We start from the raw sequence: 17,448 nt of genomic DNA, 5'->3' as shown, positions 1-17,448 counted from the left end.
TTATTTTTTGTTTGTAATTTTTATAAAACCACCGTATACTAAATGATTGTGAATGCTTAATAAAAAGAAACGAGGTAATTTCATGTTAAAAAAACCATTTTTACTATTTTTTTCACTTTTAGGAGCTATTTTTATTTTAGCTAGTTGTGGCATAGGAAAAGATGCTGTCACAGATACTAAGTACAAAGTTAGTTTGCAGCAAGCTGCTGAAATCTATGAAAAAGAAGCTGGCAACAGCAAACCATTAGTAAATGTCCAATTTGATACAGAACCAGCAAGTGACTACAGCTATATCTTTACTAACGATACAGAAACACTTTACGTGAATCCTGAAACAGGAAAAGTCACCAAAAATACTGAAGCAAATCAACTTGGCGAAAACGAGACAGCCTTTTCAGCTGCTGAAGTCAAAGAATTAGGCGCTGTTAACGACGTTTTAGCCAAAGCAAAAAAAGAAGTTGGAGGACTTTCTCCACGTATTTTGACTTGGAAGTTAACCAAAAATAACAATAAACTTGTTTATACAGTAGATGTTAAAACGACTACGGCAGATGAAAAAGTTACCTTAGATGCCAATAAATAAGCACAAGCGTATAACTTATCACGAAATAACCAAATCTTAAAATACTCTTTGGGACAGAAACTACGCATTAGGAAACCTTAACATTTTCCGAAGCCGATCGTTCTGTCCCAATTTCATTCTTTTAAGTAATAATAATTGTTCGTTACCCCTGCTACCGTTATACTTAGTTTAAAAGAAAAGATGGGAGTATCAATTCATGGTTTATACAGTTGATTTTAAAGAAGTAGCCACTATTGGTTTAGAAAGTTCACCAGTGGCACCTGCCCTTGCTGGACTAAGAGCGAATGAAGCTCGCTATTTTTGGAATAAATACAAACATCGCTTTACGACCGTCCCTGCCTCTGAAGCTCCAGAAACATTGGCCTGGATTGAAAAAATTTTATTAGAACGAGAATTACATTTCCCTTACAAGCCACTTGAAATTTCTTCTTTCACTTTAGATGGCATAAAAATGGCCTATGTATTTTATGAAAACGGCTTAGCAGTTAACGTGATGTACACATTAGCTGAGGAAGGCAAACGCGCCGTTGGGTTTAAACTTTCAGATGGTATGGCAATCCCTGCAGAATTTGAAGGAAAATTCAAATTTGCTCGTCAAAAATCAAAATTAGCTGGAACCATTCGCGGCTCTTATTTTGTCATTAAAGGAACCTATTAAAAAAATGCTTTTGCCCTTATTATTAAAGGCAAAAGCATTTTTTTATTTTAATTCTTCAATATAGTTAAATACTTGTTGTCCAGCAATACCGCCTTCACCGACCGCTGTCGTGATTTGACGCAATGTTTTTTCACGGACATCACCAATGGCATAAACACCAGGAATTTTTGTTCTCATTTCTTGGTCTGTTTCAATCCAACCAGCCTCATTCGTAATACCAGCTTTTTTAAATGGTTCTGTTAATGGATCTAGCCCCACGTAAATGAACACGCCGTTTGCTTCAATTTCAGAAACTTCATCTGTTTTGACATTCCGTGCTTTCACACCTGTCACGACCATTTCATTGCCAACAATTTCTTCGACAACTGTATCCCAAACAAAGGAAATCTTTTCATTTGCAAAGGCACGATCTTGAATGATTTTTTGCGCACGCAATTCATCACGACGGTGAACAATCACTACTTCAGAAGCAAATTGCGTTAAATAGATTGCTTCTTCAACTGCAGAATCGCCGCCGCCAACGACTACTAAGCGTTTATTTTTAAAGAAAGCACCGTCACAAACAGCACAATAAGAAACACCACGGCCAGCAAATTCTTCTTCGCCTTTTACACCCAATTTTCGGTGTTCACAGCCTGTTGCAATAATTACCGCTTTAGCTTCATAAGATTTGTCATCACAAATCACTTCTTTATAGGATCCGTGGTCTTCAATGCCCATCACAATACCATACGCATTTTCCGTACCAAATTTTTCTACATTTTCATACATTTTATAGGCCAATTCTGGACCCATAATAGAATCAAAGCCTGGGTAATTCTCTACCTCAGCAGTGTTGTTCATTTGCCCACCAGGCGCACCGCGTTCAATCATTAATACAGAAAGATTGGACCGTGATGCATAAAGTGCTGCCGTCATCCCAGCAGGACCGGCACCAATGATAATTACATCATACATTTTATTTCCCCCAAAATTTTAAGTAAGTTTACTTTACTCCTTAAACAATTTCTTGTCTACTTTTCTGCCCTTTTTTGACATTCGGAGTAGGTGTGTCTATTACGTAAGTTATTGTACCACGGTTTTGTGTTTTCTAGGAGGGGGAAAAGAAAAGTTTAAAAATAACGATCACAACGAATCATTGATTTTTAGAAGCCGTTGTACTGCCGCATCAGAGAATTCTTCTTTATCATTTTTTATGCATTCTTGTTGATTTTGCCCTTGTGGAACAAAACGAAATACTGTAAATGATGCAGATAACGTATCAGGATTACTAATCCGATGAAGACTTTTATGCATCCGAATAAGTTCTCCTTCTGCACAAATTCTTGAAATAATTTGCTGATTTTCTAGCTCTTCTATTTTCACTTTTCCCGACTGCACAAGTAAAACTTCTTCGATTTCGTGATGCTTATGCCAACCTTGCACAGTTTTTCCTGGCAAGCTATTTATATGTATTTCAAACTCTGGAAATAGAAAATAATTTACTTCTGTTCCATCTGGCTTTTTACGAAAGATGACCTCGTCTCTTGTTAAAATTTCTATATATTTCTGTAACATGGCAGACTCCTTTTAACTTTTTTTATAGCCGAAAGCTATTCTTTCAAACTAAGTTTGAAGCTACTTTCTGAAAATTCGAGTTCCTTTAAATATACTTTTATTACCATTTGAAAATCACTTTTTTTAAAACAATTGACTGTTCAGTATCAATCTTCACTAATCCATCTGTTCACCAGAAAAAATATAGTATTTCCGATTATTCACGAACTTATTATTCAACTTCAAAGGAAAATCAGTCAACATACAGCCCACATATCTAACATCAGAAACACTTCTACTTTTCTCAAGTACTGCTATGGTATACATTGACCTTACTAGTAACATTATAGCATCAAGTTTTAATCATATGTAGATTTAAAAAAAACTGATAGCACCCTAACAGATGTTTTCGTTGCTCATTTAATTTACATGATTATTTTTTAGATGCTAATTAAATGTTTGTCAGTAACCTGAATTTTTGATATTTTTATCCAGATTACTTATGTCGGTTTATCAGTTGTGCTAACAAAAAATGATTGTTTTTAAAGATAATTTAATTCATAATATATATAGAATGAAAAAAAGGAGGTTTTATTGCTGAAAGTTGCTATTTGTGATGACAATCCAACGTTAACCGAAAAAATAAACACGATGCTATTTAATTATAACCCAAATATATTTGAAACCTATACCTACTACAATCCTCTCAAGTTAGTCAATCAACTTGACCAAGAAAATTTTGACTTTTTTATTTTAGATATAGAAATGAGTGAAATGAGCGGAATAGACTTGGCAAAAAAAATCCGAGAACGTGATATTTTATCACCTATCGTTTTTTTGACGAGTTACAAAGAATACATGGAAGAAGTCTTCCAAGTACAAACTTTTGATTATTTATTGAAACCGCCTACGGAAGATCGGTTGCACCAAGTTTTGGAAAAACTGAGACAACAGCTAGAAAAAAAAAGAAATTACTTTGTATTTTCTAGTAACAAAGTTACTTATAAAATACCAACCAAAGATATCATTTATTTCGAAAAAGATAAAAGACAAGTATTGATTCATACAGTTGGAGAAATCTACAAACCCTATATGTCAACGAATCAGATAAACGAACAACTTGATACGAATTTTGTGCAAGTCCACTCTTCTTTCATAATAAATTGCGCTTATATAAAAGAGTTAGGAAAAAATTTCCTATTAATGGATTCTAAATGTATTGAAATACCAATAAGTAGGCGCTTCAAAGCCGCCGCTCATAAAAGTATAGTTATGTCCATGAGAGGAAAGATATAATGCTTGATATAACATTACGAAGCCTAAGTTTGTTAGTTTATTTATTTCTTATCTCTTATTTTTTTTCTAATTGGTCAACAGCTATTAAAAATCATAGAGAATTTTATAATGTCATCTGGATTGTTATAATCATATCAGCCATGGTTACGATTATATTATCCAATGCTTACATACCGAACATTTATTTACCGTATCTTAACTTATTACTAAGTTTCATTTTAACTTACACTATTGCTATGCTACACTCGGTCCCTTATCTCGACTCGGCCGTATGGACAATGACACTTATATCAATAAATTTAATCTGTGAAGTATTGTCGTTACACTTTACGAAAATAATTTTAAATGCAGAATTAACATCCTATGGTAGCCCTACTTTTTTCATAACTTCAATAACAATTACAACTTTGATTGGGGTAGCCTGGATAGTCATACTTAAATTTTCAATAGTTAAAGAAGCAAAGTCTGAATTATCGACAAACTTATCATTTATTGTGATTTTATTACCTATTCCCATACTATCAATAATCATTTTATTTGGGCTTTTAATAGGAAACAACAATGACAAAATTTCTGAGATTACTATTACGATTAGTGTCATATTTTTAAACATCTGTGTAATTTTTCTTTATAAAATCACTATAGAATATCAAAAAAATCAATATAATCTTACTTTGAGAAAAAAAAATATCGAAGTGGAGTATAGAATTTTAAATGAAATAAAGAGAAACAGAACTAACGTTTTAAAATTAAAACATGATTTGAAGAATCAATACTTAACAATCCTCGGACTTATCGAAAATGAAGAAGTTAATGAAGCTATCGATTATATTAAGAGTAGTTTTGATATTTTAGAACCACCAACAAAAACTTATGCTGCCGATGGAGTATTAAACTACCTATTGAATGAAAAGCTTGCTGAAGCAAGAAAGAATCAAATTAATGTTGATCATCAGATATTTGTCTCTAAAAATATAAAAATTAATAATGACGTTCTAACTATTGTAATTGGAAATATAATTGATAACGCCATACAAGCATCGAAGAGAATCAAGCCGATTGACAGATATGTCAATATAATTATCAAGCAAGTCAATAATGATTTATTTATTGAAGTATCTAATAACTATAATTCTGAAGAAATTTTTACAAGAAAACATAGAAAAAATAAAGGTTTAGGAATGAAAAACATTGATGATCTCTTACAACAATTAGGTGGTATTCAACGTCACTGGACGAAAGAACGTAGATATTTTGTAACTATAGTTATATTTAATGTATACAAAGGAAACAAATGCGGTGATAACTAATCAAGTAAATCACCGCATTTTTTAGTATACTTCCATGTCGCATAATTTATCAGAAAATTTCAAAAATAACCAAACAAGCATCAATCCCATAATCGTTGAAAATAGGAACGTTATAGTTGGAAAATTCATAAGACCCATAGCAGAAAAATTCGAATATATTAGCATTAGTACCACTGACGTTATTATTGAAGCAATTTCCGATTGTTTCCAAATTGAAATTATTTCTGACAATATCAAAATTACGAATAGTAGACTACAACTTGTAACTATGGTAATAAGACCAAGGTAAATTTCAAAAAATAAATTTGAACTATGAAACTTCAAAATTAAGTTAAGCAAAACCTCAGTCACAAATGAAATAAGAAGCGCACTTCCAAAGCTAGATAAGATTATCACGTAAAAAGAACTTGTTTTTTTTACGAGAAGCTCTTTTCGATCAATCGGAAAAAGAAACGTTCTATTCCGGTGATTGCCAACATAAAATCGTACAAGCTCTTTCCTTAGTAATACAGCTCCATAAATTGATATGCCGCACATAGAAACAGTGTTCGATAATGCTATAATTCCTTGAAATGACGAGATCGTATCAGCACTTTCATCAAATATTCCCACAAATGAGAAAAACATAAAAAATAACATTTGGATTACCAGTGTAATTAAGAAAACTTTAAACCAAACATTTTTAATTTTATCTAATTCATATCTATAAACATTCAATTTTGAGTCACTAATCATGTTTTCTCTTTTGTTCATCATAATACTCTTTCAACCCCTCTCTATACTCTTCTCGAATCTCAACCATTGATTTTGGTTCTTGTACATTGCCTTTCTCTATAAATATAACGTCATCAAGAAATGTTTCCATATCTCTCAATATATGACTACTAATTATCAACACTCTATTTTCGGACAAGGTCTTAACATTCTCAATAAATAACTCTACACCATCAGGATCTAAACCGTTAAATGGCTCATCTAATAATACTAATGAAGGGTTGTGAGCTGTAGCAAGACCTAGCAAAAACCTTTGTTTCATTCCTAAAGACATCGTATTAAACTTTCTTTTTTTATTTACATTTAGACCAACATCCATTAATAGAGTCTCTATCATTAACAAATTTTTTAACTTGTAATAAAAAGCATGGTCATTGTATATATCTTCAAGCATAAATCCATTTAAACTATCTGAGTTAACAAAGTTAGTACCCACCTGCAATAATATTTTAGGGTCTGCTATTTCTACTTGCCGATTGTCTATTTTAAGTATTCCACTATCAGGTCTAAGCAAACTACATAGACATTTCATCAAAGTTGTTTTACCTGCACCATTCGGACCAACTAATCCATAAATTTTCCCTACTTCTAAATCTAATTGATCAACCTTTAAATTGAATGTATCACTTACTTTTTTATATAAATTATTTATATTTATTGTTTGCATTTTGCAATTCAGTCCCTTCTTGACAATGAAATAAGTGAAAGTAATGTAGTTAACACGAACCAAAAACAAACTACAATAATATTAGAAACATTAACAGTATTCTGTTCATAAAACAGTGATCTTATCAAATTACTCGATGGAACAAATGGTAAAAATTCAAAAAAGTTCACTAAAGCAGAAGGCAATCTATCTGTTGGATAAGTAATAGGCGAGAATAAAAGTCCACCTATCATAATTATCTGAGTTGCTAATCCTACTACATTAGGTGTTAACCAATATGCCAAAGCAAAACCTATAGAGATCATACATAATTGAATTAGACTAAGAATAGCTAGGGCCTTCATTGAGAATCTAATTTGGACATCGAATCTTAAATATGCCGCTAAAAATGACATAAACACCCCAGGTAGTGAGGCCATTCCCCAAATTATAAAGTCGGAAATTAATATGTTCAACCGAGAAACTGGCAATGTCCTTTGATAGTCCACAATGCCCTCCTGTTTTGCTGTACTTACTATTTGAGCAGCAAGAACGCACCCTACCGCAATAATCCCAAGAGTAGTTGCTCCAGATGACAGATAGATAGCTGTCTGATTATTCACATCTGGTATTAGAAGTGCTAACCCGTAGACAATTGCTAATGATAGAAATACTTGAGTTAATGTAAAAACAGGCAATAAGTATTTATGTCTTAATAAACTCCACCCTACTAAAGCAAATAATTCCTTAATCATTGATTTTCTTCTATAATTTTTTATCATTTTCATCTATTAACTCTCCATAGGTTTCATTTAAGGATTTTGGGGAAACTTTATAATTTTGAACTTTTCTTTCTATTACTAATTTCATGACCCAGTCAACTGCTTCTAACACTTGACTGTTCTCTAATTCCATTTCTATCATTAATTCCTCATCGTTTATGTTAGTCTGAATTGCACTCGGTACTATTACACTCTTCAAATCACTTAGATTAAGAAAGTTAACAGTCATATAATTTCGATCGTTTATTTTTATAGACTGTTTTTTTAAGTTCTTATCCTCAAGAACCTTTCCATGATTCATTAAAATATATCTATCAGCATATTTTTCAACTTCTAAAATATTGTGTGTGACCACGATGATTATATGCCCCTTATTAGATAATTTTTTCAGATATCTCCATATTTTTTGCCGTCTAATAGGATCCACATCATTAGTAGGTTCGTCAAGGACTATTATTGGAGAAGGATATACAACGGCCATTGCAAATGAAGTGAGCCTTCTAAGTCCGCCTGAAAGTTTCTGTCCTGGTATATCTTTCCATCCATCTATTTTTAATTCTTTTAAAATTTTAATACACTCTTCTTCAGCTATTTTCTGACTGCCTCCTCTTATTCTTATTATTGACTCGACAGATTGAGCCATCGTTATACCTGCCAAGGGAGCATGTAGTTGAGGCATCATAGAGACATATTCTCTTGCAATTTTACTATCTCTCGCAAATGATAGACCATTAAATGTTATAGAGCCCTTTGTTGATTTCGTTATACCTATAATCTGATTCAACATTGTTGTTTTACCAGCGCCGTTATGTCCAGCTATGGCAGTTATTTCACCTTTATTAAAGCGCAAATTTATATTATCATTTGCATAGCTCTCTGATTTCTTGTACTTTTTACTTAGCGAATGTAATTCTAACTGTTGATTCAAAGCAAACCTCCTATATTTAGACTTAATTAAATTGATTGATAACAGGTTGGAACCATAACCAAATTATCATTACTAGCACACTTATGCTTATTACTTTAATAATGATTAATTTCATAATTGCGACCTCTTCAAAGTAGAAAGGATTATCAACCACAAAAGAAATCAAAATGTTAATATCTGTTTTTTGTATAATGATAAATTGCCACAATATCCTTGTTATAAGTATTGATGCCGCAATAGAATTAACTCCAACACTTTTATTATTCATAATCAAAAAAACTAACAAGAATATTGCATCCGACGACATTCCAGAGGTGATCGCCGTGATTCTACCAAACCTACTCCACGTCCATACATGAGTCATAGGTATCGTAGCAACGGCTTTAACTATGTTTAAATTGATTTTCCTTGAATTCCTTGAAAATATAATGTGCATAAATTCGTGAAAAGTTGTAGATACGATTGAGACAAGAATAGCAATTAGAAGAAATTTTAAAGGATTTGTAAACAAAACATTTACTGCACTTCCAAAAGGAGACCCCTTGATTACGAATAAAAATATGCTAATCGTAAACGCAACAATACCGTTAACATCAATCAGGAAAGAGGAGCTTTTAAATAAGATATTCTTAGGCTCGACAAATAGCGGCTTATAATCATCTCTCTGATCGGCTTTTTTTATCATAATTTTATTTTCAACTAATTCATTAAGTACCTCTTCTTCGATTAGTTCGGATGAATTAATTTGTCTCGCCACTTCATCACTCAACACTAATAGTTGATTTTCTTCTGATACATAAACCCAATCGCCATTGTTTAGCTTACGTTTTAACGTACGAGCTTCGGTATAGTCTCGGCCTATTTCTTCTCTTGATAATATTGAAATATTTCCCATTGGGAGACATCTCCTTTACCACAAGTTGGACATTCACTCTCAAACCTTGGCCAAGTTTTATGCGTGAACGAGTTTCCGTCCTCATAGTTAATTTCATATTGCGTTCCCAAACTTTTTGGCTCAGCATATCTTGTTACCACTCTTATTAACTCATCTACAATTGATGCTGTTAATTGAAAGATACCAGGACCATAAGCTATGGATGGGGGAGCAAATTGAATATTTCTAAAACCTACAAATTGTTCAACAAATTTAGGGTCATTTTTACTGAAGTTCAAATTCATGCAATCAAAGCATACTGTTTTCTGGGGTATTACAGTGTATACTCTTCCTCGGCTAACCTGTGAGGCACCAAACACGCACGGCAAACCAACTTTTACAATAGCTTCATTCACAATTCTATGTATAAGGAAAGGGGGTTCATCAATAGCGCAAACAATGATATCTATTCCTTCTGTCAATTCAACAACATCATTCACATCTATTATTTTTTTATCTACAGTTTCAACGTTAATATTTGAGTTCATTTCATTAATGGCTCTTTTAGCAACTACAGTTTTCTTCTCACCAATATCTGCTTCTCTATATAGTAATTGACGACCTAAATTACTTGCTTCAACTCGGTCATAGTCCACCATTCTAATCATCTTGGGGCCAAGACCCGCTAGTAACGTTAGAATATTTGATCCTCCTCCACCAAGACCTAATAATAGTATTTTCAAGTTATTTATCTTTTCCTGTATTTCAAATCTATCATCATCAGCTTTACAGTACCTACTAAAGTAATTCACATTAGCTAAGTATCTATCTTCAATCATTCTACCAGGAAACGTCTCCTCGATTAGACCTTCATCATTTAAAAAATCTATCCCTTCTTCGATATCTTTTACTGTTAATTCCGGATATTTCCTCTTCATTTCTGTGACAACTTCATCAAACGATCTAACTCCATCGAGTAAATTAGATAATGTCCAAAATTGACCTTCATCATCATCAAATTCAATAGTGATTCCTAATTGGGCCCCAACTCTAAATCTCTCTTTATTTAATTGATATAATGGATAGATTGGTTTTATTCTGGGATATTTATACTTCATTTTTTTCACTCCTTATTAAAAAATGACGAGATATTTCTATCTCGTCTAACCGTTATTTGGTTATCAAATTAGATAATAATCCACCATGCTGTTGCATCAACTGTATCGGCTTTACGTACGTTAATTTTTTTCATTCCGCATCACTCCTTCCGCTAAACTTTTTATTGAAAAAGAAAATAAATTTCTCTTTCAGTATATCTATATAATAACTTTGACAATCATAAGTATTATTGATTGGTAATAACTAACAATTTCAATGTAACAATTTGCAAAACAACTGCTGATTTTGCAACTATTTGATTAAAGCGTTGAACGGGTATATCTTATATTAGGTTACAGTTTAAAAAAGAAATGTAAAAAATGGACAAAAATGAACTACAGCCAAAAAAAGAATAAAAGCAAATAAACTAGCAGCTATTATAAGTTTATTTTTAACAATATTTATAGCGGGACAAACCATCTCACTTTTTTGGTATTCAGACTTGCTACTCTATTCAATATTTATTTGAATTGAGATGCTTTCACTAATTTTAATTTGAATTCTACCTGATAAGTTCATAAAAAATAACCTCCAAAAATTGTATTTTTCAGATACAACTTTTGGAGGTTAAAATATCTTACCTCAGCCTATTTCTTGGCATTTTTCTATACTTATCATTTCTCTACTTCTCTAAATAAAACTCAAATCGACTTCCTGCATACTGCGTACGAACATATTCAAAAGGTAGTCCGTTTTCAAAATAGGATACTTGGCGCACACGCAGAATCGCATCGCCTCGTTTAATCTCTAAATATTCTGCGATCTGTTCCGATGCTTGAACAGCAGAGATTGTTTGGTTAGAATGGCCAATTTTGTGGCCAGATTTGGCTTCAAGTGTTTTATAAAAAGAGTTCGTGATTTCAGATTTGCCATATTGCGAGACCAATGAATAAGGAATGCTCGCCACCTCAAAACAAATCGGAATGTCATCCGCAAAACGAATTCTTTCCATTCGTAAAATTGAATCTTCTGGACCTAGTTGTAATTTTTCCATCTCACTAGAACTAGGTTTCGCTACAAAATAAGACACCGTCCGACTAGAAGGAACGCGATTTTGAGACAAGGTAATTTCTGTAAAACTAGTGGTACCTGTCATTGTTTCTTGAACTTTCTTACGTGCTACATACGTTCCTGAACCAATTTTTCGTTCTAAAATCCCTTCGTCTGCTAAAGTCTGGATGGCTTGGCGTAAGGTCATTCGACTAACATCAAATTTCAAGGCTAATTCTCGCTCAGAGGGCAAACGATCCCCGATACTCCAGACACCTTTTTCAATATCTTCTTTGATTTTATCGTGAATTTGAATATAAATTGGTATATTTTGAACCATTTACGCTTCCTCCTCTTCGTTCATCTCCTCTTCTATTATAACTGGTATAGACCGTGTAAACAACCAAAAAATGATAAATAAAAGAGGAATTGGAATTTTTATCAAAGTTGGTCTAGTTGCATGCTTTCTTTTTATAACAAAAACATTTGGCTTAGTCAGTAAAAAGTGACCAAGTCAAATGTTTTTAAACGAATTTCTATTAGTTATTATCTTTTTACATTTTCTTCTTTCAACAACTTGTTCGCTGTGGCCATCATCAAACGGATTCGGTTCAACTGATTAACCAAAGATACCCCTGGATCATAATCCACCGCCGCAATATTTGCTTGCGGATATTGACGTCGTAGCTCTTTCACGACCCCTTTTCCAACAATATGGTTTGGTAAACATCCAAACGGCTGCATACAAACGATGTTATTCACCTCGTGTTTTAAGAGCTCAATCATTTCAGCTGTTAAAAACCAACCTTCACCCGTATGATTGCCAATTGATAAAATTTTACTTGCGTCTGCTGCCATATCATAAATGGAATGAATACCATCAAAACGGACCGATTTTCTCAATGCCTTATCCATTGGTTTTTCTACCAATTCAATGATTTTTATCGCAAATTCTGCTAAACGTTTGCTTTGTTTTGACATGCCCATATTTTCGTATTTCCAAATTTGATTGTACAAAGAATAGTTCATAAAGCCAACAATATCTGGCACAACTGCTTCAGCACCTTCTTCTTCTAGCAAACGCACAATATCATTATTCGCTGTCGGCGAATATTTCACTAAAATTTCCCCGACCACACCGACTTTTGGTTTTTTTATCTCTTGTAAAGGAATTTCATCAAACGTCCGAATAATTTTTTTCATGAAGTGATTAAATTGTGTCAGCGAACCATTCCGGACATTGGCTTCCACTCTTTTTAGCCAATCTTGGTGCAGTTGATCCACCATTCCTTTTTCTGTTTCATAAGGTCTTGTTCGATAAACTACTCGTTCGAATAAGTCACCATATAAAAAGGCAACCACTAAGCGTTTGATCATTGGCAACGTAAATTTAAATCCTGGATTGGATTCGACCCCTTTATTGCCCATCGAAACTGAAACTACAGGAACTTGAGAAAAACCAGCATCATTTAAGGCTTTTCGTAATAAGGGAATGTAATTCGTTGCGCGACAACCGCCCCCTGTTTGCGTCATTAAGACACTGACATTATCCAAATCATATTGACCACTTTCCAAAGCTTCGACTAGTTGTCCGATAGAAATAATTGCTGGGTAACACGCATCATTATTGACATATTTTAACCCGACATTCACGGCTTCTTTATCCTGCGCAGGCAAACAGACAACATGATAGCCAGAAGCTTGTAATGCTACATCGACTAATCCAGATTGATGAATCGGGCTAAGCATTGGTAACAGTAAGGTATGTGTTTTTTTCATTTGTTTTGTAAACACAATTTTCTCTGGCTCTTCCATTTGCATATGCGGAACAAACTGTTGCTTCTCCCGCTCATTGACAGCCGCTTTCAAGGAGCGCAACCGAATACGAATTGCGCCCAAATTCGCACCTTCATCGATTTTGAGGACTGTATAAATTTTGCCAGACCGATCCATGATTTCTTCTACTTGATCGGTTGTCACAGCATCTAAGCCGCAACCAAAGGAATTCAGTTGGACAAGTTCTAAATTTTTCGTCTTAGCCACTACTTTAGCCGCCGCATATAAGCGAGAATGATAGACCCATTGATTCACCACACGTAAATTCTGCACGTCTCCAAGATGCGAGATACTGTCTTCTGTCAAGACATGGAATCCTTCCTGTGTAATGACTTCGGCAATGCCGTGATTAATCTCTGGATCCAAGTGATACGGTCGCCCCGATAAGACAATCCCTCTCTGGCCTTTTTCAGTTAACATGGCTAACGTTTCTTCGCCTTTTTCTTGAATTTCTTTTTTAAAAGCTGCTAATTCTTGATAACCATGATGCAGCGCTGTTTGAATTTCTTCTAAGGAAATCCCTAAATCAGCAAAATTTTCAGCTAAAACTTTGGCAACTGCAGCTTCATTCGCTAAATTAAGATAGGGATTTCGATAATCCACTTGGCCCTCTCTGATGGCATCCACATTATTTCGAATAACATCTGGGTAGCTTTGCACAATTGGACAATTAAAATGATTATCTGCTTCCACTGTTTCTTGCTGTTCAAAAACAACACCAGGATAAAAGATAATTGGCACTTGCGCATCAATTAATGCTTGAATATGTCCATGCGCCATTTTCGCTGGGTAACAAACCGTATCACTGGGAATCGTTTCAAGGCCTTGTTCATAGATTTGCTTATTAGAACGTGGCGATAATTCGACCCGAAAGCCTAAGTCAGTAAAAAATGTATGCCACAAAGGATAATTTTCATACATGTTTAGGACTCTAGGGATACCCAAGCGCCCACGAAACGCTTTATTTTCCCGCAAAGGTCGGTACTTAAATAACTTGCGGTACTTATAATCAACCAAATTTACTTTGCGTTCTTCTCGTTTAATTTTAATTCGTGCACCACGTTCACAGCGATTTCCCGTAATAAATTGGCGCCCATCTGAAAACACTGTGACCGTTAATTGACAATTGTTTTCACACAAGCCGCAATGAGTAAATTCCTTTTCAGAGGTAAATGCCGCTAACTCTTCTAAAGAAAGAAGCGTGGTTTCTTCCCCAATTTCATAAGCGTCCAAAGCAATCAGCGCTGCTCCATAGGCCCCCATCAAACCAGCAATAGAAGGACGAACCACTTCACGACCGCTAATTTTTTCAAAAGCTCTCAAGACAGCTTCATTGTAAAATGTTCCTCCCTGGCAGACAATCTTTTCTCCCAACTCTTCAGGTCGGCGAACCTTAATGACTTTATAAATGGCATTTTTGATGACTGAATAAGATAGTCCAGCAGAAATATCGCCGACGGAGGCCCCTTCTTTTTGAACCTGTTTCACTTTTGAGTTCATAAAAACAGTACACCGAGAACCTAAATCAACAGGCGCTTGCGATTCTAAAGCCGCCAAAGCAAAATCCTTCACATTATATTTTAAAGATTGCGCAAAGGTTTCGATAAAGGAACCGCACCCAGAAGAACAAGCTTCATTTAATTGTATCGAGGAAAGCACGCCATTTTTAATGGTCATCGCTTTCATATCTTGTCCTCCGATATCCAAAATAAAATCCACACCTGGCTGAAAATGGTTGGCTGCTTTGTAATGGGCCATCGTTTCAACTTCACCAATATCGACTTTTAACGCATTTTTTATTAGCTGTTCTCCATATCCTGTAACAGCCGCTTTTCCGATAAAAACTTCTTCAGGCAGTTGTTGATAAAGTGATTTCAGTACTGTCATGGTGGTTTCTAAAGGTTGCCCTTGGTTATTACCATAAAAAGAAAACAACAAATGACCATCTTCATCAATCAATGTGACTTTTGTCGTTGTGGAGCCTGCATCAATCCCTAAAAAGGTCACGCCAGTATGTTGAGATAAAGGTTTCTCCGTTGCTTGGGCTTGCGCATGTCTTTCTCGAAAATCTGCCAAATCTTCTGCGCTGTTAAATAACGGTGGTAACGTGTCGCTCGGCTGTAAATCAGTAGCCTGGCTGTTCACTAAGCGCTGAATTAATTCTTCCAATGTACATTCGGCTGCATCTTCTGAATAAAGTGCTGCACCCATTGCTACAAACAGTTGCGGTTGTTCTGGAAAAATAACATCTTCTGTCTGAATTGCTAAGGTTTCAACAAACCGTTTTCTCAATTCTGACATGAAAAATAAAGGTCCCCCTAAAAATGCTACTTTACCTTTAATTTTTCGACCAGCAGCTAACCCGGCGATTGTTTGATTAACTACCGCTTGAAAAATACTCGCCGCGATATCTTCTTTCGCTGCTCCTTCATTGATTAAAGGTTGAACATCCGTTTTGGCAAAAACCCCACAGCGGGAAGCAATCGGATAAATAGTTTGATAATTCTTCGCCAATTCATTCACTCCATTGGCATCCGTTTTAAGTAAAACAGCCATTTGATCGATGAAGGCGCCTGTCCCACCTGCACAACTACCATTCATTCGTTGCTCTAAAGCACCATCAAAAAAAGTGATTTTTGCATCTTCTCCGCCAAGTTCAATAGCAACATCCGTTTCTGGTATTATTGTTTCAACAGTTCGTGTACACGCGATAACCTCTTGAACAAAGGGAATCCCTAATACCTCAGCCAGCCCCATACCACCAGAGCCAGTTATGCTCATTGTCACAGGTTGGTCTGCACCGATCCTTGCTAGCCCTTCTTTTAAAATGCGTTCCGTTGCTGCTTTGACATCTGAAAAATGGCGTTCATATTTTGTAAAAATAGGCTGATTTTGCTTATTTAAAAATACTAATTTTACTGTCGTTGACCCAACATCAATCCCTGCTCTCATAACCATCAATTAAAATACCCCTTCATTTTTCAACAGTTTGTTGATTATTATACAAACTGTTTGTTATAATAGATATACCTATTTTAGAAAGGTTCTAAATGATTTGCAACAAGCAATTTACCCTATTTTGTGAGATAAACAACAAAGTTTCCGCGAATGTTGACTATCTCGAAAGGAATTTATGATGGCAAAGAAAACAGACCTTAGAGTACAACGAACCAGAAAAATGATTATTGAAGCTTTTTTTAAACTTGTAGAAACGAAAGGCTACGAAGCGGTGACGATTCAGGATATTGCTGATGAAGCTATGATTAATCGTGCGACTTTTTATGCTCATTTTAAAGACAAACAGCATTTATATGATGCAATCTTCACCTTTACGCTTAGTGCTTTTACCGCTATTCTTGATTCGCAACAACTGGTTAATGGCAACCGTGTCCGCGTGAAGCACATTGAAGAACTTCTGACGCAACTCTATATTAATATTCAAGAGAACAAATCTTTCTTCTTAACTATCATGGACAATAATTTCAACGAACACTTTCGAAAACGCTTAGCTGAAATTATCGAAGAAAAATATGCGACGATTTTTTCGCAGTTGCGTATTACCGAAAATGATATTGATGTACCGATAGATTTTGTTATTGAATACATGACCTCTATCTTCATCGGTACCCTTCATTGGTGGATTACTAGCGAAACAGATATGACACCCAACCACTTAGCCCAATTAGTTATCAAATTAGTTGGTAATGGGCATTTAACTGTCTTAGGTATCGAATTAGAAAAATAAAAACACCGGAGTAGACAATAATTTTGTCTGCTCCGGTGTTTCTGTTAAAGACGAATTAGTTTTTTGAACGCCATTTGATATTGTGGGCTGTATTTCTTGAAGAAGTGACTTTAACACCACTTTTGATGTTGCCTTTTTTACGAGGAATTAAGTCAACTTTGACATCATACTTACCATCGCGTGCTAAATCGTAAACATTTTCAACCATTTCTGTAATTTTTTCTTTAAAGTTCATTCTTATCAACTCCAGACTATTCTTTCTTAATACTTTAGCATATTCTTATATAAATGAAAACTTTTCTAGCCTGTACATGAGGAAAATCTTACTTCAT

The 17,448-nt window shown here is 34.6% G+C and carries 16 protein-coding genes; 5 read left to right on the top strand and 11 right to left on the bottom strand.

From position 1 onward, the window contains the following. Nucleotides 1-82: 82 nt before the first annotated feature. Entirely contained in the window at nt 83-583 is a 501-nt protein-coding gene (gene camE / locus IGL32_RS05390) for a plasmid sex pheromone cAM373 precursor (RefSeq protein WP_002358931.1), read from the top strand. Between the two features lie 196 nt (nt 584-779). Beyond that, nucleotides 780-1,241 (top strand): hypothetical protein, encoded by a 462-nt coding sequence (locus IGL32_RS05385; RefSeq protein ID WP_002355960.1) that lies wholly within the window; start codon nt 780-782, stop codon nt 1,239-1,241. A 42-nt stretch (nt 1,242-1,283) separates the two neighbouring features. On the opposite strand, the gene trxB is transcribed toward IGL32_RS05385, so the two are convergent. After that, nucleotides 1,284-2,198, bottom strand: coding sequence for a thioredoxin-disulfide reductase (trxB, locus tag IGL32_RS05380; protein ID WP_002357780.1), 915 nt, complete (start codon nt 2,196-2,198; stop codon nt 1,284-1,286). 168 nt (nt 2,199-2,366) lie between these two features. Next, nucleotides 2,367-2,798, bottom strand: a complete 432-nt coding sequence (locus IGL32_RS05375; RefSeq protein WP_002379393.1) for a cupin domain-containing protein — start codon at nt 2,796-2,798, stop codon at nt 2,367-2,369. A 576-nt stretch (nt 2,799-3,374) separates the two neighbouring features. Here IGL32_RS05375 and IGL32_RS05370 point away from each other — a divergent pair. Together IGL32_RS05370 and IGL32_RS05365 are read left to right on the top strand one after the other, a co-directional pair. Continuing rightward, nucleotides 3,375-4,073 carry a LytR/AlgR family response regulator transcription factor gene (locus tag IGL32_RS05370; protein WP_156210051.1) on the top strand — a complete coding sequence of 233 codons (699 nt, stop codon included), beginning with the start codon at nt 3,375-3,377 and terminating at the stop codon, nt 4,071-4,073. Between the two features lie 278 nt (nt 4,074-4,351). After that, entirely contained in the window at nt 4,352-5,383 is a 1,032-nt protein-coding gene (locus IGL32_RS05365) for a sensor histidine kinase (protein WP_010717312.1), read from the top strand. A 21-nt stretch (nt 5,384-5,404) separates the two neighbouring features. Here IGL32_RS05365 and IGL32_RS05360 read toward each other — a convergent pair whose 3' ends face one another. From IGL32_RS05360 to IGL32_RS05325, 8 genes are all read right to left on the bottom strand, one after another. Next, nucleotides 5,405-6,139 carry a hypothetical protein gene (locus tag IGL32_RS05360; RefSeq protein ID WP_002382255.1) on the bottom strand — a complete coding sequence of 245 codons (735 nt, stop codon included), beginning with the start codon at nt 6,137-6,139 and terminating at the stop codon, nt 5,405-5,407. After that, on the bottom strand, nt 6,111-6,824 hold the full coding sequence (locus tag IGL32_RS05355; RefSeq protein ID WP_002378341.1) for an ATP-binding cassette domain-containing protein: 714 nt from the start codon (nt 6,822-6,824) through the stop codon (nt 6,111-6,113). The genes IGL32_RS05360 and IGL32_RS05355 overlap by 29 nt, the downstream gene beginning before the upstream one ends. Nucleotides 6,825-6,832: 8 nt before the next feature. Next, complete coding sequence (locus tag IGL32_RS05350; protein WP_002382254.1) at nt 6,833-7,591, bottom strand: ABC transporter permease; 759 nt, start codon at nt 7,589-7,591, stop codon at nt 6,833-6,835. Next, nucleotides 7,569-8,513 (bottom strand): ABC transporter ATP-binding protein, encoded by a 945-nt coding sequence (locus IGL32_RS05345; RefSeq protein WP_002379390.1) that lies wholly within the window; start codon nt 8,511-8,513, stop codon nt 7,569-7,571. Before IGL32_RS05345 ends, IGL32_RS05350 begins: the two co-directional genes overlap by 23 nt. A 22-nt stretch (nt 8,514-8,535) precedes the next feature. Continuing rightward, a complete protein-coding gene (locus tag IGL32_RS05340) occupies nt 8,536-9,408 on the bottom strand; it encodes a hypothetical protein (RefSeq protein ID WP_002379389.1) in 873 nt (290 codons plus the stop codon). Then, nucleotides 9,372-10,505, bottom strand: coding sequence for a ThiF family adenylyltransferase (locus IGL32_RS05335; protein ID WP_430600105.1), 1,134 nt, complete (start codon nt 10,503-10,505; stop codon nt 9,372-9,374). Before IGL32_RS05335 ends, IGL32_RS05340 begins: the two co-directional genes overlap by 37 nt. Nucleotides 10,506-11,167: 662 nt before the next feature. Then, nucleotides 11,168-11,875, bottom strand: coding sequence for a GntR family transcriptional regulator (locus IGL32_RS05330; protein ID WP_002357800.1), 708 nt, complete (start codon nt 11,873-11,875; stop codon nt 11,168-11,170). Nucleotides 11,876-12,081: 206 nt separating this feature from the next. Next, on the bottom strand, nt 12,082-16,329 hold the full coding sequence (locus IGL32_RS05325; RefSeq protein WP_002385954.1) for a 2-hydroxyacyl-CoA dehydratase: 4,248 nt from the start codon (nt 16,327-16,329) through the stop codon (nt 12,082-12,084). Between the two features lie 175 nt (nt 16,330-16,504). On the opposite strand from IGL32_RS05325, the gene IGL32_RS05320 reads away from it, so the two are divergent. Next, nucleotides 16,505-17,116 (top strand): TetR/AcrR family transcriptional regulator, encoded by a 612-nt coding sequence (locus tag IGL32_RS05320; protein ID WP_002357803.1) that lies wholly within the window; start codon nt 16,505-16,507, stop codon nt 17,114-17,116. A 55-nt stretch (nt 17,117-17,171) separates the two neighbouring features. Here the strand turns inward: IGL32_RS05320 and IGL32_RS05315 are convergent, their stop codons facing one another. Next, complete coding sequence (locus IGL32_RS05315) at nt 17,172-17,351, bottom strand: hypothetical protein (protein ID WP_002357804.1); 180 nt, start codon at nt 17,349-17,351, stop codon at nt 17,172-17,174. Between the last annotated feature and the right edge of the window lie 97 nt (nt 17,352-17,448).

The organism is Enterococcus sp. AZ035 (assembly GCF_050548325.1).
Lineage (GTDB): Bacteria > Bacillota > Bacilli > Lactobacillales > Enterococcaceae > Enterococcus > Enterococcus faecalis.
This window is presented reverse-complemented; position numbering and strand designations above follow the sequence as displayed.

Coding starts and splice junctions, on each gene's coding strand:
- IGL32_RS05385 (WP_002355960.1), top strand. CDS start 780: ATGGTTTATACAGTTGATTTTAAAGAAGTAGCCACTATTGGTTTAGAA.
- IGL32_RS05375 (WP_002379393.1), bottom strand. CDS start 2,798: ATGTTACAGAAATATATAGAAATTTTAACAAGAGACGAGGTCATCTTT.
- IGL32_RS05360 (WP_002382255.1), bottom strand. CDS start 6,139: ATGATGAACAAAAGAGAAAACATGATTAGTGACTCAAAATTGAATGTT.
- IGL32_RS05340 (WP_002379389.1), bottom strand. CDS start 9,408: ATGGGAAATATTTCAATATTATCAAGAGAAGAAATAGGCCGAGACTAT.
- IGL32_RS05325 (WP_002385954.1), bottom strand. CDS start 16,329: ATGGTTATGAGAGCAGGGATTGATGTTGGGTCAACGACAGTAAAATTA.
- IGL32_RS05315 (WP_002357804.1), bottom strand. CDS start 17,351: ATGAACTTTAAAGAAAAAATTACAGAAATGGTTGAAAATGTTTACGAT.
- IGL32_RS05355 (WP_002378341.1), bottom strand. CDS start 6,824: ATGCAAACAATAAATATAAATAATTTATATAAAAAAGTAAGTGATACA.
- trxB (WP_002357780.1), bottom strand. CDS start 2,198: ATGTATGATGTAATTATCATTGGTGCCGGTCCTGCTGGGATGACGGCA.
- IGL32_RS05365 (WP_010717312.1), top strand. CDS start 4,352: ATGACACTTATATCAATAAATTTAATCTGTGAAGTATTGTCGTTACAC.
- IGL32_RS05350 (WP_002382254.1), bottom strand. CDS start 7,591: ATGAAAATGATAAAAAATTATAGAAGAAAATCAATGATTAAGGAATTA.
- IGL32_RS05335 (WP_430600105.1), bottom strand. CDS start 10,505: ATGAAGTATAAATATCCCAGAATAAAACCAATCTATCCATTATATCAA.
- IGL32_RS05330 (WP_002357800.1), bottom strand. CDS start 11,875: ATGGTTCAAAATATACCAATTTATATTCAAATTCACGATAAAATCAAA.
- IGL32_RS05320 (WP_002357803.1), top strand. CDS start 16,505: ATGATGGCAAAGAAAACAGACCTTAGAGTACAACGAACCAGAAAAATG.
- camE (WP_002358931.1), top strand. CDS start 83: ATGTTAAAAAAACCATTTTTACTATTTTTTTCACTTTTAGGAGCTATT.